Origin of the sequence: Vibrio sp. L3-7, assembly GCF_963898195.1 — a bacterium.
In the GTDB taxonomy this organism is placed as follows: domain Bacteria; phylum Pseudomonadota; class Gammaproteobacteria; order Enterobacterales; family Vibrionaceae; genus Vibrio; species Vibrio echinoideorum.
Map to the genome: position 1 here is coordinate 88,641 of NZ_CAWQUW010000010.1, position 16,346 is coordinate 104,986.

At 44.1% G+C, this 16,346-nt stretch carries 17 protein-coding genes, 1 tRNA gene and 2 pseudogenes; 9 read left to right on the forward strand and 11 right to left on the reverse strand.

Annotated elements, in window-relative coordinates; genetic code table 11:
* Positions 1 to 372 precede the first annotated feature (372 nt).
* The 4 genes from AACW75_RS09420 to AACW75_RS09435 all read left to right on the forward strand — a co-directional run bounded on the left by AACW75_RS09420 (position 373) and on the right by AACW75_RS09435 (position 2,341).
* On the forward strand, positions 373 to 651 hold the full coding sequence (locus AACW75_RS09420; RefSeq protein WP_016786836.1) for a type II toxin-antitoxin system RelE/ParE family toxin: 279 nt from the start codon (positions 373 to 375) through the stop codon (positions 649 to 651).
* On the forward strand, positions 651 to 953 hold the full coding sequence (locus tag AACW75_RS09425) for a HigA family addiction module antitoxin (protein ID WP_016786835.1): 303 nt from the start codon (positions 651 to 653) through the stop codon (positions 951 to 953). Before AACW75_RS09420 ends, AACW75_RS09425 begins: the two co-directional genes overlap by 1 nt.
* A gap of 379 nt (positions 954 to 1,332) precedes the next feature.
* On the forward strand, positions 1,333 to 1,887 hold the full coding sequence (locus tag AACW75_RS09430; protein ID WP_076678502.1) for a recombinase family protein: 555 nt from the start codon (positions 1,333 to 1,335) through the stop codon (positions 1,885 to 1,887).
* A 184-nt stretch (positions 1,888 to 2,071) separates the two neighbouring features.
* Positions 2,072 to 2,341, forward strand: coding sequence for a hypothetical protein (locus AACW75_RS09435; RefSeq protein WP_029223978.1), 270 nt, complete (start codon positions 2,072 to 2,074; stop codon positions 2,339 to 2,341).
* Positions 2,342 to 2,463: 122 nt separating this feature from the next.
* Here the strand turns inward: AACW75_RS09435 and AACW75_RS09440 are convergent, their stop codons facing one another.
* The 3 genes and pseudogenes from AACW75_RS09440 to AACW75_RS09450 all read right to left on the reverse strand — a co-directional run.
* Positions 2,464 to 3,081 (reverse strand): DJ-1/PfpI family protein, encoded by a 618-nt coding sequence (locus tag AACW75_RS09440; protein WP_237297772.1) that lies wholly within the window; start codon positions 3,079 to 3,081, stop codon positions 2,464 to 2,466.
* A gap of 134 nt (positions 3,082 to 3,215) precedes the next feature.
* Positions 3,216 to 4,196 (reverse strand): porphobilinogen synthase, encoded by a 981-nt coding sequence (hemB, locus tag AACW75_RS09445; protein ID WP_267135168.1) that lies wholly within the window; start codon positions 4,194 to 4,196, stop codon positions 3,216 to 3,218.
* Between the two features lie 204 nt (positions 4,197 to 4,400).
* Positions 4,401 to 4,682, reverse strand: a pseudogene (locus AACW75_RS09450) (VOC family protein); the annotation flags it as partial.
* Between the two features lie 70 nt (positions 4,683 to 4,752).
* Here AACW75_RS09450 and AACW75_RS09455 point away from each other — a divergent pair.
* Positions 4,753 to 5,655 (forward strand): annotated as a pseudogene (locus tag AACW75_RS09455) (IS91 family transposase); the annotation flags it as partial.
* A 254-nt stretch (positions 5,656 to 5,909) separates the two neighbouring features.
* Here AACW75_RS09455 and AACW75_RS09460 read toward each other — a convergent pair.
* Positions 5,910 to 6,398, reverse strand: coding sequence for a GNAT family N-acetyltransferase (locus tag AACW75_RS09460; protein ID WP_102556554.1), 489 nt, complete (start codon positions 6,396 to 6,398; stop codon positions 5,910 to 5,912).
* A 710-nt stretch (positions 6,399 to 7,108) separates the two neighbouring features.
* Between AACW75_RS09460 and AACW75_RS09465 the strand changes: the two genes are divergently transcribed.
* Together AACW75_RS09465 and AACW75_RS09470 are read left to right on the forward strand one after the other, a co-directional pair.
* Positions 7,109 to 7,183: transfer RNA gene (locus tag AACW75_RS09465), tRNA-Gly, on the forward strand.
* Between the two features lie 23 nt (positions 7,184 to 7,206).
* The gene (locus tag AACW75_RS09470; RefSeq protein ID WP_237297773.1) at positions 7,207 to 7,488 is read left to right on the forward strand and encodes a hypothetical protein; all 282 of its coding nucleotides are present in this window, start codon (positions 7,207 to 7,209) and stop codon (positions 7,486 to 7,488) included.
* 12 nt (positions 7,489 to 7,500) lie between these two features.
* Here the strand turns inward: AACW75_RS09470 and AACW75_RS09475 are convergent, their stop codons facing one another.
* The 7 genes from AACW75_RS09475 to AACW75_RS09505 all read right to left on the reverse strand — a co-directional run bounded on the left by AACW75_RS09475 (position 7,501) and on the right by AACW75_RS09505 (position 13,833).
* Positions 7,501 to 8,085: a hypothetical protein gene (locus AACW75_RS09475; protein WP_237297774.1), complete on the reverse strand. Its 585-nt coding sequence runs from the start codon at positions 8,083 to 8,085 to the stop codon at positions 7,501 to 7,503.
* Between the two features lies 1 nt (position 8,086).
* Complete coding sequence (locus tag AACW75_RS09480; RefSeq protein ID WP_237297775.1) at positions 8,087 to 9,715, reverse strand: PcfJ domain-containing protein; 1,629 nt, start codon at positions 9,713 to 9,715, stop codon at positions 8,087 to 8,089.
* Positions 9,712 to 10,398, reverse strand: a complete 687-nt coding sequence (locus AACW75_RS09485; protein WP_237297776.1) for a hypothetical protein — start codon at positions 10,396 to 10,398, stop codon at positions 9,712 to 9,714. Before AACW75_RS09485 ends, AACW75_RS09480 begins: the two co-directional genes overlap by 4 nt.
* Positions 10,399 to 10,704: 306 nt before the next feature.
* The gene (locus AACW75_RS09490) at positions 10,705 to 10,932 is read right to left on the reverse strand and encodes a hypothetical protein (RefSeq protein ID WP_237297777.1); all 228 of its coding nucleotides are present in this window, start codon (positions 10,930 to 10,932) and stop codon (positions 10,705 to 10,707) included.
* A complete protein-coding gene (locus AACW75_RS09495) occupies positions 10,929 to 13,052 on the reverse strand; it encodes a DNA topoisomerase III (protein ID WP_237297778.1) in 2,124 nt (707 codons plus the stop codon). The genes AACW75_RS09490 and AACW75_RS09495 overlap by 4 nt, the downstream gene beginning before the upstream one ends.
* A 95-nt stretch (positions 13,053 to 13,147) precedes the next feature.
* Positions 13,148 to 13,381, reverse strand: a complete 234-nt coding sequence (locus tag AACW75_RS09500; RefSeq protein WP_076651440.1) for a hypothetical protein — start codon at positions 13,379 to 13,381, stop codon at positions 13,148 to 13,150.
* Between the two features lie 14 nt (positions 13,382 to 13,395).
* Positions 13,396 to 13,833: a single-stranded DNA-binding protein gene (locus tag AACW75_RS09505; RefSeq protein ID WP_237297779.1), complete on the reverse strand. Its 438-nt coding sequence runs from the start codon at positions 13,831 to 13,833 to the stop codon at positions 13,396 to 13,398.
* 1,001 nt (positions 13,834 to 14,834) lie between these two features.
* Here AACW75_RS09505 and AACW75_RS09510 point away from each other — a divergent pair.
* Together AACW75_RS09510 and AACW75_RS09515 are read left to right on the forward strand one after the other, a co-directional pair.
* Positions 14,835 to 15,884, forward strand: a complete 1,050-nt coding sequence (locus AACW75_RS09510; RefSeq protein WP_237297780.1) for a hypothetical protein — start codon at positions 14,835 to 14,837, stop codon at positions 15,882 to 15,884.
* A partial coding sequence (locus AACW75_RS09515) for an IS91 family transposase (protein WP_237297781.1) occupies positions 15,830 to 16,346 on the forward strand: 517 nt, incomplete at its 3' end. The genes AACW75_RS09510 and AACW75_RS09515, both read left to right, overlap by 55 nt.

Here is a 16,346-nt window from a genome sequence, read left to right on the forward strand (position 1 = left end):
CCTATCCGACATTTATCATTTTCGACTTGGTTAGTCGCTTGGTGATCACCAAGCGACTTTGTCATATGTTCGCATTTTAGAGGGCTATGGCGCATTGGATCTTTCGCTGAAATGCCCCCTAAAGCATTCTGAAAGTTAATTTCAGAATTTTACTAAATGTTAAAAGGTTGTAACTCGCTTTGGTTTCACCTAGTTTGTTGATCCTAATACTCAAAATGATCAGTTTTCTCTAAATTAATGATGCTGACTCTACATGTAAGCATATAGCTGCCAATAAGCACGGGTATAGCAAAACTAGCTAAAAGAACAGATGAGAGCTAAAATGTCTTTATCAAGATTGTAGCGCGAAGCGCAACACGCTATAATATCTACATGATAAAATCATTTAAGCATACAGGTCTGGAAAAGTTCTTTGTTAAAGGGACTGCAGCGGGTATCCAAGCCAAACATATCAAAAAGCTAAGGTTACAGTTAGCTGTAATCAATACCGCAAGTGTTATCGCTGATATCAATAAACCTGGCTGGAGACTGCATCAGCTAAACCCAAAGAAAGATGATATTTGGGCTATTGATGTTAACGGCAACTGGCGCGTTACGTTTCAGTTTAGAAATGGAAACGCTTTTATACTCGACTATAGGGACTATCACTAATGATTATGCACAACCCTCCACATCCGGGCGAACTAATTCACGATGTGTACCTTGAACCGTTTAACCTTAGTTCTAGAGCCGTAGCCAAGAACTTGGGTGTAAGTCCATCTACTTTCAACCGCATCGTGAAAGGCCAAAGCTCTATCAGCCCTGAGATGGCACTAAAGCTACAGGTTGTACTGGGCGGAACTCCTGAGAGTTGGTTAGCGATGCAACACCAGTATGATTTATGGAAAGCAAAGCAGACTATTAACCTCAAGGCTGTTAAAACTATAGATTTTGACCAGCTAGCTTTGGCTTAGTCAGATTAGCAAGTGATCATTGGGCTCTGAGCTGCACTAGAGAAGATATTACAGAGGCTCGTAGAGTTATAAACATTTTTTTAATCCTAACTACTCCCCCGAATGATCGCTCCAGTCAGACTGGACACTGAACTTTCCATACTTGATTCATTTGCAATAATTGAATTAGTGCGCACCCAAACACAAACCAACCTTTTTGCTAGAGCCTCTTAATCATTGTTGCAATGGTTAAGAGGCTCTTTTAATAAGTGTTCATTAAGGTGTAACTTTATGGACATTACTCACAATCATCTAATAACTGTTCAGTTAGTCTTTATAATTTAAAGTGAACATGTACACTTTTGTATCAATATCTTTAAGTTCACTTTTAGGCCATTTTATGAAAATTGGTTATGCTCGTGTTAGCACCCAAGACCAAACGCTCGATGTTCAACTTGAACAACTTAAACGTCTTGGTTGTGAAAAAATTTACCAAGAGCAAGCGAGCGGTAAATCTTCTGATAGAAAACAGCTTAACCTGTTGCTGGATTTTGCAAGGGAGGGAGATGTTATTCATGTTACCAAAGTCGATCGCATTGCTCGAAATACCATTGATGCTTTGCAAATTGCCGATCAACTAGCGCAAAAGAAAGCGGGTTTGGTGTTTCATGATTTGGGGGATTTAGATATCAATAGCGATGTAGGTCGAGTTATTTATACGACCATATCGGCGTTTGCTGAAATGGAAAGAAAACGAATATTACAGCGTTGTAATGAAGGCAGAGAGCGTGCTCGCTCTGAAGGAAGGCATCTTGGCCGATTTCCTAATAAGACGCTTCATACACGTATTCAAGAGCTTGCAGGCCAAGGAATGAACAAGCATGCGATCAGTAAAGAGTTAGAGTGCAGTAGGACTACGGTCTATAAGGTTCTAGGAAAAAATATCTCTCTTTAGAATCGCGAACAAAGCTGTTCTTTAAATGAGTAAAGAGCTGACTGACGTTGCTTCGCTCTGTCGGCTTCATACTGACTCTACATGCAAGCATATAGCAGCCAGCACGAACCTATCCCTTGATGAAATAAACAAATTTTCAGAATTTTAATTTAATTATTGTTGCAATGATTAAGAGGCAGAGAGAATGAAAAGAGCAAGAATGAGCCAGGTTCAAAAAGAGGTCTTAAGATGTTTGGCCAAGGCGTTCATTAAAGGAGTAAAAGAAGGTAAGTCAACCGTCATCAACCTGGCCGTCAATCAAGTGCTTGGGAGAGATATTCACCCGAACAACTTCCGAGTTTCATGTAAAGCTCTTGAAGAGTGTGGACTGGTTATGCGCAAAAAAGTGGATCTAGATTGGTACATCAATATAACGCCAAAGGGGTTTGATAAGGTACTCACTTGGCTTGATTAAACGATGCTTCTGAAACTCATTTTTGGACAAAAGTTAGTTAGTGCAATAGCACTAACTAAAACATAATAGATTAGAAAAAGTATCTTGAAACCTTCCCAATGGATGGTCATTTGACAGTAATTCTATTTAGAAGTGCTACCGGATTGAGCGGACTGAATAGTTGTTGAAATGAGGTTTTCAAATAAGTCGAACTGGCCTGCGGGAATTAACTGATCTTGTATGTTTTTACGCCTATTTGAATCAAACAGCCTTTCTGCTACCCAACCGACTAAGTACATAATTGAAAGACAGCCTCCAGCGGTAGCTATGTTGCCTTCAATAACGAGAGGAAGATCTTGGACATCTCCTCCCATGCCTTCCAGAGTAGCTTTTGCATGTGGATTAGTCGTTAATTTTTTACCTTTCAGTAAACCCAGTTCGTGTAAAACAAAAGACCCCGCACATATAGAACCAATCAATTGTTCTTTAGGGTTAAGCTGTAACGCAGACATGAAACTTTCGTCTTTCAGTGCCGCTGGAATTCCGCGATAACCACTAGTAATCAAGACAACATCTTGCTCTTTAACCTCAGATATATGGCCATCTGTTTTTACTGAGAGTCCGAGTTGCGAGTTATGCTCAGCCTTTGTGCCTAAGATTTTCACATCCCAGCTGTCAGTTGTACGACCAAGCAAGTCATACATAAGAAAGAAATCTACGTCAGTAAAATCATCAAATAAAACGATGCCAACTTTATACATAATACGTGTCCTCTTTTTTTGCACCATGCGCGAAAAACATAATTCTAGCTTTTTGAGCACTTACTGTGGATTATCGCAATATTACGCGAGATAAACCATGACATATAATTCATTGATAAGTGATCAATTTTTATCTAAACCACACACCGCAACCATTCAGCGTATTGTTTTGTGTAATAGCTAACAATTAAATCAGCACCAGCCCGCTTTAATCCAGTAAAGGTTTCATTTACTACCAACTTTTCATCCAGTGCACCAGCAAGGGCCGCAAATTTTATACTCGCATACTCCCCACCAACCTGATAAGCAGCTAAAGGTAAATGAGTTTCTTGTCTTAAACGAGAGAGAATATCTAAATAAGGGGTGCCTGGTTTGACCATAAGGATATCCGCTCCTTCGGCTTCATCTAGAGACGCTTCAAGTAAGGCTTGACGGCCATTTGCATAGTCAAGCTGATAGCCCTTTCTGTCGCCGTTGAGCTCACAATCTACCGCAGCTCTAAATGGCCCATAAAACGAAGAAGCAAACTTTGCAGAGTGCGCTAAAATCCCAACATCTTGATAGCCAGCGCCATCAAGAGCTAAACGAATAGCTTTGACTTGACCATCCATCATTGCAGATGGGGCTAGCATATCAGCACCAGATCGAGCAGCTGTTAAGGATTGCTTAACCAAATTTTCAACAGTTAAATCGTTACACACTTTGCCATCTTTAATGACGCCACAATGACCATGCTCAGTATATTCACAGAAACAGATGTCCGGAATGACCACCATCTCAGGTACGGCAGACTTTATTACTTTAATCATACGGGCAAGCAAGCCATTACTATCCCAAGTGTCGCTTCCTTGTGCATCTTTTGTATGAGATATTCCAAAAGGCATTACATAACGTATACCCAAGGAATGTAGTTCTTGAACTTCATCCGCTAAGAGGCATTCTGGGATTCTACTAATACCTGGGAGTGTCGAAATAGGGACAGCTTGCTCTATGCCCTCTTCAACAAATATAGGATGGATTAAATCGCACAACTGTACGTGATTCTCCCGTAATAAATCTCGCATGGCTTCAGAACTACGCAAACGTCTAAGACGCCTTGTTGGTGTATCATTCAAAATATCATTTCCTAATATAAGTTTTTTTTGAATTTATGACTAACTAACGAAGATTGCTGGTATCTCATTAAAAACAACTATGCTGATTTAAGAGAAGATATGCAGGTTTACATATTAGGCCTTTCACGTAAATTCAGTCAACGGTTTGATAAGAGCATTGACTGATGTGATTTTGCACTTCTGGTAAGTCCACGCAAGCGATACTTAGTCTCGAATAAATGCAGTAAAATAAGGTTCACCATACTCTGGCCGGAAACCCGGTTTACTTTCGCATGTACTACCTAGTTCTATTGCAGTGGCAGAGAATTCTTGAACAGATTCTTTAGAAGGAGCATTGAAAACTATATGTAAACCATTACTTGAAGTAGCTTTTCCCTCACAAGGAATACCAACCCAAAACTCAAATTTTTCTCCATAAGCAGCTGCAACATTTCCTATATAGTATGTACATTTAATGGACAGAAATGAGCTACAGCTTCCCCTAAATTAGCAATTTATAGATAACTAAAGGTATGGAAAGTCGCTTAACGTATCGTCCAGTATTGATGGTGCAGATCACTGCCATCACGATGACCGATTGCCTCTTTCTTGTGGTCATCGCCATTGCCCTCAATGCCAACAACGCACCACTTCTGACTGGCTACAGCGTCAACAGCAAAAACGGTTACCTGTTCACTATTTCATGGTGACCTTCACTTTACCGTATCAATTGAGAGTGCTGGCAAGACATCAACCTAAAACGCTATATAGCGATATGTTTAAGGTAGCATCAGGTATTTTAAAGGACTTTGCCAACAGGCAGCAGCAAGGTGAAATGGGATTTACTGCCGTGCTTCATACCCATAGCCGACAACGAAACTTGCACCCACATCTGCACATTATCGTGGCCGCAGGCCGATACGACGCATCAAGGCAAACGTGGCACAAAGGCAACAAGCATTACCTTTTCAACGCGTTTGCTTTGGCTAAAGTCTGGCGGGCAAGAATGTTAGAGGCTATTAATCAACATCCAACGCTGTGGGTGCCCAATGACATACCCAAACAATGGGTGGTCGATTGCAGGCAAGTGGGATACGGTCAGGCTGCACTCAACTATTTGGCGCGCTATCTCTATCGCGGTGTGCTGCCTGATGAAGACATCATCCATATCACCGACGACACGGTCACCTTCCGCTATAAAGAGAGCCAGACCAATGCATGGCGAACGCGCGCCTTGCCCACTCTGAAGTTCTTACTGCTCATTTTGCAGCACGTGCTGCCCAAAGGGTTGCAGCGAGTAAGAGACTACGGATTTTTACGTGGTCAAGCACACGCCTTAAGAGCCCGCATTCAACTGCTGTTATTGAACTTGGTCTATAGGATGCCGCCGCTCACCGCACCGATAAGGACCAAAGCGATACGGGTATGCCCTTGCTGTCAGCATGAAATGGCGTGTGTTGGAGTCAGCCGACCCACCTAGCCGAAAGGCGTTGATAATAAGGAGAATGGCATTGATGAGAGCAGAGGAGATGTAACGACGAAAGAAACGAAAAATAGCTAACGGGTTGATAAGATTGCTATCGCAACCTTCTCTTAGCCTCGCTCGCCTTGAGAAAAGCCTCAAGGCGATGTGCCCTTCAGGCCCAACCGTACAATTTACTTAATAAAGTGGCTTCGGGCTTGTTCAACACTCGGGATTTAGTGTTGGCTGCGCAACACCTTAATCCTTATTTGTTATGTGTGGGCTGACTGATACACGTTATTTTCTATTGAAGCCCCTGCAAACTCAAAGGTTAGAAGCCCTATTCGACTCAACCCCAGATGTTCATAAAATCCATTGGATTCATTTTCAACCCAAGTGTAAAGCCAGTATTTATTACCAAACTGATTTTCGACTTCATTCAAGAGCTTTCGACCTAAACCTTTTCCTTTGAAAGTGTTATCGACATATAGTTTTTCGACTTCAAAGCCATTACTGGACGTTTGATAATGCGATTCAAGATTAACCATTACATAGCCTTGAATAACTTCCTGTTCTTCACTTACAAACACACGATATTTAATCGTATCCAATATTTCTAAGAAGTAGGTTGCAGTGAAAGTAGACAAGACATACTCAGCGTATTCAGTTTTGATACCTTCTCGAGCATATGTGTCTAGCCAAACTTTAATGGACAATGCCGCTAATTTTACGCAATCGTCTTTTGTCGCTTCCCTAACCATTTTCCCTCCAAACACATAACATTCTTAATAACAGGCCTGCTCGTTTTTCTGCTTGCCTAACTTTCATTCAGGCTAACATAAATCACTGAAATATAAAAAATATGCATCACATTCAGCATTTTGTCTTCACATAAAAATGAGCGTGCGTGTTATCTCTTTTTAACAATGCTCGTTATCTCAGATAGGACAAACAATAAGCTCATAATTAACAATGGCTTATTGATTTTTCTATCGACAAAACGAGAGTGAATCCTCGACAAAACCAGCCATTTTTATACTTTGCAGTCAGATAAACCCAATAAACTGTACAAACAGTCAGGTCATAAGACTGACATAGCTATTCCTACACATTAGAAAAACTTACTTCGATTGGTAGTAGTAAAATGTGTAGAGTAAATGCTCTAAGTGGCTTTGGGGCAGAAACCATTTAGAGTTTACACTCTATTCCCTGATCGCATTACCAGCCCGAGTGCTTAACGTGAGTAACGGATATTTTAAATATCTTCTCAACCAAAAAATTACTATCAGGATCTAATTTAAGTGTGCCTATCGCCAAATCCAGTAAATGATGGGTAGAGTGCTGCATCCATTTACCTGACGTACGCATCCCATAAAGTACCCCTTGAACCAAAACGATTATTCGTTACAATGCTTGCGCCAGTGGGGTACAGGAACGCCATTGGCCGAAGCTCTGTCACAGGCGCTTCGTTGCGTGCATCGTATAATGGCTATTACCTCAGCCTTCCAAGCTGATGATGCGGGTTCGATTCCCGCTGCACGCTCCAACTCATGCTCTAAGGTAGTCCTCATGCAAACGCCCCCTTCTGACGAAATGAAACAAGCTAAAAAAGCCTTCAAAGCCAGTTTAAAGTCGTATCTGGCTCAGTTTGACGAGAAGAATGAAATACCAGACGTCAGCGAAATACTTAATGATTTAAAACCCGTCATATTCCAAGAGTCCATCGTTCTCATTGGCAAAAATAAAACCAAAGTAGCCCAAACGCTCAACGTAAATCGTGGCGTGTTGTCTAAGGTATTGCAGCAGCATCCAAAGCCTACGCTCAACCTGGATGAAGAATCACTGAGCTGAAACAAAAACCACTCACTTTTTGTCGTTACCTTCTGGCAATGCAACTAACCTATCTTCAACCGCAAACACATAGGGGCTTAAAAACAACGTAAACTGAATGTTTTCGCATAACTCTCCTGATATGTGAATATCGTGAAGCCCCACGAGATACCAACCTTCTTCTTTATACTTCTTCATCCATTGAACCAAGTCTCTGATTTCATCATGATCCAACAGGCTCAAGTCCTGGATATAGTCATTGTTCAAGTCGGTTCCTATATACCGAGAATTACTCAGGGATAAGTAGCCATCCCCTTTATAAGGGAGCACGCTGGGATGAACCACATCAATTCCGTAATCAAAATACGCATAGGAAATATGCGCAAGCAGATAGCGAGATGCTTCAACAGATAACGTGAGCTGGCTTTGTTCCAGTCTCTCTTCAATGTCGTCGTTAGGCGAAATGGCACCTACCGCTATTTGCGCTTTTTGAGATTGGTACTCATGATGGCTTTCTGAGCAATAATGCAATCGAATGGGAATGTCACATCTCATGTCAGTTCTAGGATCAACATCTTTTAATGTTGGAATTTTAGTCAGCGTAATTGAATCTATCATTTTAATGTCCTTCATTTTTCGTCTTATTTATTGTCTCAATCAACTGCTTCGCCACCTGCTCCATAGCTTGACTGCTCAAGTCGTTTCTTGCACCGCGCAATTGATCGTATTGTACGAGGCGTGACACGGAGTCTTGATAAAGCCCTAACGTCGCTCGCTCTGCATCAGAGGTCAATGTAAACACACGATAACGCTGCTTCACACAGTCATCGAGGTAAGAAAAGACGCAGTGTTCCATTTCTCTGGCTTCCCTTCTCAGTCCAAGTCCGGAGGTGATTTCTTCCACTTTTATGCCTTGCGAGTCAAACGCCCCGCACTCGGCTCCTTCCCACGTCACCGTATCTTCCTCCTTTAACCTGCTACAGCTCATTCTGGTCACCCAACGTTCATGTTGCTGGACCAAAGCATACCAAGACTGATTTTTGTGGATGACGGCATCCTCGCGCTCTACCCAATCGAACACATCATTAAATTGGTTGAGGGCTCGGCGCCATTGCTCTTTTTGTTTGCGCACATTAACGCGACCAATCATGGGCTTAAAGTATTGCGCCCATCGAAACACCACACGCTGAAGGCGCTCAAAATCCACTCCCCCTTGATGGTCATGTCGCGCCTTTTGGTCCCTTATGGTTGATAAGAGGCGAACCTGAATCGTGGTGGAATACCCCGTAAGCGCATCAAGCAGCGACAGCTCTGAGGGTGTCCACATCCTTGCTTGGATAAGCAAAGCTTGTACTTTTCTTGGTTGACGATTAATTTTTCGAATGACGCCTTTACTGACCTCTGCAGGCAAATGGGAAAGCAAATGTTCGTAGCTGAATAGATTAGGATGTATGTGGCGGTTGACTCCACCTGGCAACACACTTAACCAGGGCAACCATACTCGGTGACGTTGATAGGCACTCACATCCTTGACCTTATTGCTAAAGGAATGCAGCTGTCCAAAAGATACCTGGCTGAGCGAGCATTGATATATCTGCAGATAGAGCGACAACTTCTCTTTATCAACAAAATCCCACAGGTGTTTATAGAGCGCGCGTCCACCTTGCTTGATGCCATTTTCAAGAAAACCAAATTGCTGACCAAACCGCGTTGAAACCCACTGTTTGGTTGTTTTTCCCATATCAAGATAAGCTGTCGGTACTGGCGTCATATCCATCCCGTCATAATCGCCTTTTTTCGGCGCTTTCACCGGTACGCTGAGCGCTTGAATCCCTTGCTTTTCCAAATCCGACAATAGCGCGCCTATTACGTATTCCAATATATTGAAAAACCGCCACGCCAATGAACTCTGACGAGATTGCATCATAAAATCAGGCGAATACTGGCATCCAACCCAAGACCCGTGGAGATTATGCTCCCCCTCCCACGTTAACGAGAGACGCTGCATAGTGACTTTTTGATTGGGGTGCTTAACGAGACGAAAGAGTCCAGCCAGCACTAACGTATCGAATGCCCCATCTTGCTCGCGTTTGACCATTCTTCGCCAAGACTGGTCGTTTAAAAAGCGGTAGAGCGTTTGCCATGCCAGCACCTTCGATTGCTCTTGTTCACCCTCCATACCGTGAAACGAAGCCATCGTCGATGACAGTAACACTTGGGGTGGCGGCAAGGCCGTTAACGTGTTCATCGGCCCTCCCTTTTTTGAATTAACGCGCTGCGCGGAGGCGTCACCATGCGGTCGTGTGTGTCAAAGTCCACCCTATCCAGATTCAAATGATGAAAGCTCATCACTTCACCATCAAAAAGCGGCGAGTGCTCGTGCGCAAGAAACCAACAACCAAAATCAGAACGAGAAGGTCTAGGCCCTATCCTTATCGACAATGTGTAAGAAAAATCTTCTGGTTCAAGGTGAGTGGTATATTCATTCTCCGAGTCTTCCCACTGTTGCTCCCATTGACGTTGCGCCTGTCTATAGGCCTCACTGGCACGGTGATATCGCGTGACACAGGCTCGCTTATGCACCCCAAGATAACGACAGACTTTAAAAAAGCCGTGCAAATGCGCGATTGTCACGCTTGACTCAAAACGCATCACGCCTTTACTTAAAGTAAAGGTGCCTTGTATCCAGCAATCTTGACGCTCAGGTTTACTGGACAACGTCCATAACCCAACAAAGGTATATTGGCCTTTCGTCAGTTTCTTGAGGTAGGCTTGGCCATAAGCAAACCGACGTTGACCGATAGATTGGCGAACCCCACCCAGTGACAAGACTTCATGATTACGAAGCTGATTCAATTTAGATTTATAATACAGTGGGCGACGGGCTCGCTTGAAGAACTCAAGCAACGTCATCTCGATAGACGGACTCATCCTTCCCCTCCATAAGTTTTCATCATAACGTCATGCGCGACTTTCAACTTTTTCACCCCGTTATAGATATTGCGGCGCGAAACGCCGGTGATAAACTCCGCCAACTCGTAGGTATGGCCATGAATAATGCGAAGGCGCACCGCCTTTCGAGTACTGTTAGGAAAGTCCCGCTCTGAATACATCGACAACAACGCATTCAGGTGCCTTTCTGTGAGAAACTGCCTCATACCCCTTTCACCCATTAAGCGCTTAAAGCTGAATTTTTTGTGTCGTCTAGCCGACTCATTATTCAACTCTTTCTTGAATTCAAATCTCAGAAGAGCCAATCCACTGCTCATCGAGGTAAGCATCCCAACCGTCTGGGCTCACAGAAAAATAATCGACACACTCCAACGTATCGTGCGTCCAGCCGCCTTTGGGGGCGTGGTACTGAACCATTTCCACCCCCTCCAAGCTCAGAATACGAAGCAATGCCAACGTGCGCCCTTCCATCAGGTCGGGCTCAGCCGGTGATAACGAACGGGCGACTATCATGAACCCATCTCCTTTCCTAACTTGCCTTTGTCATCGAAATGACGCTTCTGACAGCCTTGTTTCCACGCACTGCAGCTCCAATAGAAACTGCCTTTGTTTTTCCCGGACTTGCGCACCAACACGCCTTTGCCACAGGCACACTTTTGATTTTTGGCGGGCTTGCCGCGCACGCTATCGAGAACAAGCCCGCATAGCTCGCGGTCTTCACACGCCCAAAACGGTTTCTTGGTCGAGCGAAGACGCATTGTCTTGCCACACAACGGGCAGGGCGCTTCGGGCTCTACGACTTTCGGTAAGGTAATGGTGATGTCCCCAGACTTCACCTTGCTGACAATGGCGCGCACAAATCCTTCCTGGTTTTGCATAAAGGCATCGAGGCTCATCTCTCGCTTGGCAATGCTTTCGAGCGACTGCTCCCAAATCGCGGTCATCACCGGGTTGCTCACTTCATTGGGCAGCGCCTGAACCAAACCGCGCCCTGCTTCGCTACTTAGGAGCTTTTTGCCTTTTGCTTCCACAAAGCCGCGCTTTTTGAGCGTCTCAATGATGGCCGCGCGCGTCGCTTGCGTGCCAAGTCCGGCTGTCTCTTTCAAAATCGCTTTGAATTGAGCCGGAACATTATCGCTGCGTGCAATATTGGCCATGGCATCGAGGAGCGTCCCTTCGGTAAACGCAGAAGGCGGCGTGGTTTTCTTACTCACCACATTGACCTTGGAAAACGTCAGCGACTGACCAACCGTGAGAGATGGCAGAGATTGAGACGGGTTTTCTTCGCTCCTCCCTTTCCCCTCTTCTTTTTCTTCTTTCGCCACAACCCGCCAACCTTTGACGCGCTCCACTTTGCCGGAGGTTTTAAAGCGGTGTACTCCACACTGCAATTCAATCACGGTGGCGTCATCTTCAGCGTGCGGATAGAACTGAGCCACGTATCGCTGCACGATGGCTTGATAAACGTGTTTTTCGCACTCGGTCAGTCCGGTGAGCGTCGGCACTTTCGCGGTGGGAATGATGGCGTGGTGCGAGCTTTGCGCCACTTTTTTATCGTTCCAACACGCGCTGCTTATTGCCCCGTCCGCGCCCTGGCACATCGATGCGAACTCGGAAGTCTGACCCAGCGTCCTCAAGATTTGAGTCACTTCGCCTTGCTGGCTCACCGGCAAAAACGCGCAATCGGTACGCGGGTAGGTGGTCAGTTTGTGCTTTTCATACAAGGCTTGCGCCGTATCGAGCACTTGCTGCGCGGTGTAACCGAACTGAGCCGACATGGCCTTCTGCAGAGAGCCCAAGAAAAAAAGTGCAGGATGCTTGGCTTTTTGTCGGTTGGTATCAAACGTCGTGACTGTTACCGCTTGTCCCTGACAGTCACGAACCACACACTCAGCCGCCTCACGGGACAAACAGCGTCCCGATTCATCACCTTGCTCCTCTGGTACTTGCCATTTAGACGAGAATCCCGTGTCACCGACGACGTCATAAAACGGTTTAGAGACAAAGTGAGCAATGGCCAAGTCTCGTTCAACCACTAACCGTAAAGTGGGCGTTTGAACGCGGCCCACCGATAAGGCGCCGCGATAGCCGGCTTCTCGCCCCACCAAAGAGCAAAGCCGCGTTAGGTTCATGCCCAGCAACCAGTCGGCTTGACTGCGACCGAGCCCCGCCCAATACAATGATTCAGTTTCACTGCCAGGTTTGAGGTTATCCAGACCTTTACGAATGCTGGCTTCGTCTAAGGCGCTGAGCCAAAGTCGAGAGACTTGGCCTTGATAACCCACAAACTCTAAAATCTCACGAGCAATCACCTCCCCTTCACGGTCGGCATCGGTGGCTATCACCACCTCTGTCGCGCTGGCCAATAATTTCTTGATGACATTGAACTGTTTTTTCTTATCGGGTGGCACGACCATTTGCCAGGTCGATGGCACGATAGGGAGCGTGTCATAAGACCAAGCTTTTAATGCGGGGTCATAATGCTCCGGGTCGGCTTGAGACAGAATATGACCAAATCCCCAGGTCACGACCACACCTTGACCGCGCAGCGCCCCCTCTCTTTTTTCATGGCAGCCAAGTACCTTGGCAATATCACGTCCTTGGGACGGTTTTTCACATAAAAACACACGCATGGTTTACCTCCAACCGACGCACAAATAAAGTGACCGCGTCACCTTTAGAGCGCCTTCTTGATAAAGAAAACGCTGACCCAATAACAAGTCACCCATCATGATGTGGTCACCTTGCTGGCAAGTTGCTGTTTCACCCAACCAGGCGTGACCTTACTGAGCGTCATGCCTTCACGGTTGCCAATTAAAGCTTGCTGCACTTGCGAACAAAATGGCTCTTGCGCTTTCACGCCGAGCTCTGCTTGAGCGCGTTGGTCGGCGTCACCACTTCGGCGCGCCCGCACTCGAAATCGGAGCGCGGCAATGGCGTTAGATAAATTCACTCCTCTCATCTATCACTCCCTATTTAAAGATCAGGTTGAGAGGCTGGGTTATTATGCGCCCCTGACTGCTGTGGTTTTTTTAATAACACCGCATCCACACGCTGCGCCATGATGGTAATTAACGAAGCCGTTAATGCCATGCCCGATGCTATTTGACCTGGGTTGTTTTTATCTTCCCAAGTGTCGATACGGAGTTCGCCTTCAATACGCACGCGCATGCCTTTTTGTAATAATTTACCTAACGCTTCGGCGTCACGCCCCCAATAACTGATATCCACCCAAAAACCGCCCTTATCTTCATAAGGACGCTCTGGATCGTTTGTTTTAATTAAACGGTCGTACTTGACGTTAAATTTTAATAACGGTCTCGCTTCACCATTCGAGCGGTCATTCGCCGGCTGCCAACGCAATTCTGGTGTCATACCAATATTGCCATCAAAAATAAAAAGACCTTTTGCCATCTGTTTTTCTCCTTTGAATAAAATCACGAGAAACAGTATCAAAAAGGCAATAGAAAAATACTCATTAAAAATACATTGATGGATGTATTTTTAACGAGTATTTATTTTTGATTTTGTGTTACACTATTTAAAGTTACGCCCAAACATCATTTATTATTATACTGATTACGTATCAATACACAGAACTGATCGCTTAACGCTTTATTTCTTTTGCCTCACCCCTTTGCTTTCCCTTTCCCCTTCTGCCTCAGTCCACAATATATTGTTCCATCAACAAGGTTGTCGCCTTCGCTCCATTTTTCACCTTGATACTGCCTCATGCGTGTTATTTCTCTTTACTGCCTCATTTATTTACACCTTGCCTCAACGTAATACCGAAATCCCCCGTTTTTATCCCCGTGCCCCCTCTGGGTGAGATCTACGATATCGACCCAGAGGGGGCCATACCACTTGTTTTTGAGCCAAAAATCTGTTCACCTTAGATTATCGGTAGAAAGCTTAACCGTAAAAATTTCGATTTTTAGATGAGGCAAAAATATGACGATATCTCAACAACTTTATGATCAAATCAATCAACTCGATCTAAAAAAAACAAGGCGATCGAAAATTGATCACCTTCAACAAGAAATATTACTTCTGAGGCAGTGGTTAAATTATTGTCAGATTCAGAGTTGGCTCAAAAAAGAAAAAAACATTGAAATATCCATATCACAACTGGCTCATTGCATTAACCATAGATGGGTAGATAAATGACATGAGGCATATTGACAGCAATACAATAAAAGAACTATCTCTATCTATACTGATGTTCCCTAATAATAAAAGTAAAAGAAGACGACGTCAGTTTTCGAAACTTGATCCTTATAGACTAGAAATAATGACACTACATAATGAAATCAACGCGAGTTTGTATCAGATTCAACAATGGTTGGAAATCTATCATAATATAGTTATTTCAATCAGCGGGTTACACAAGCGCATTAGTTTTTGGGATAATCAATATGAAAGCAGTAAAAAGAGAGAAAAAGATTCAAAAACAAAGTAATCAATTTTTTAATTTCCATTACTTAGGTCTAGGACATAAAAAGACAAAACAATCCACTCTCATTCATGGTGTTCGCACTATGAATGAAAATATAAGAATCATCACAAAAGTCTTAAGAGACACAGGACTTGACCGTATTAAACAAATTAGTTTTGATGTGGCTCAGCAATATTTACAAGATAGTCGTAATTTAGGTTACAGTCATAAGCATCTTTCAAATATAAAGTCCAGTTTACAGCGCGTTATTGATAAATACTCACAAGGTAAACGGTTAACAATACCTAAAATTGATCCCGAATTTATCTCTTCGGTCAGGGCCAAACAGCAAGGGAATTTAGCTAACAAGAACCGAGCTTACTTAGACTCAGATCTCAATAAAATCATTCAAAACATGTCTCCTCACCATGCGTTTTCCACTCTTCTTGCATACAACGCTGGTTTACGTGCAGAAGAACTTTTTACCATCAGACGCAATGATGAAGGTAGTGCTTCAAAGCATCGAGCATGGCGAACAGACCGATTTCATAACCGAGGAGAAGGAGTTTGCTACTTAGTAACAGGGAAAAATGGCCTTGTAAGGGAGGTGTTTATTCATCAAGGTTTGGCCGATAAGCTTGAAACATTAAGGTTCGATACTCCCCAATTTTGCAGCGATCGAAAAATCCGCTATGAGCAGCGTTATAACTTATGTGCAGGCAACCGATTTTCAAAAGCTTTCAGTCATGCTTCATACAAAACGTTAGGGTGGTCTTTGGGCGCGCATGGATTACGTTTTTCTTATGCGCAAAGGAGGGTGGATCATGAACTACTGGACGTACTTTACGATGATGCCTTGCATATCGTTAGTCAGGAATTGGAACCGGCGACGGTGTCGCCTGAGCGGCCTTCGGCCGAAAACAAAGAGACTCAACCTACTAGGATGCTTTGCATAAATCATTTATCCTATAGACCATGTTTCCGAATAAGCCCATCAAACAGCTCTTCAATGCCAACGATAATTGGCTGAACTACCTCAATAAGTATCGAGAAACCCTCCGAACCGTCGTCATTGAAAACGTCACCAAGATGCTCGCTTGCAGTACCGCTGCTTTTGGCTCTAAAGAGTATCGATGCAGTCATACTGACTGCACCCATCACAAATACATTCACCAGACGTGTAAATCTCGCTTTTGCAGCAGTTGTGGCATAAAAGCCACAGAGCGGTGGATACGAAAGCAACAACATGTCTTTCCTGAGTGTGAGTATCAACACGTAACGTTGACGCTACCACACACGTTGTGGCCAATCTTTCGGGATAATCGTTTTCTTCTCAATCATCTCTTTAGCTGCGCAGCTAAAATCTTCTTAGGATGGGCAAAGCAACTCGATATCGATATTGGCGTGTTCTGTGCACTTCATACCTACGGCAGAAAGCTGAATTGGAATGTGCACATCCATTTGTCTGTCACACGTGGTGGTTTATGTAAGA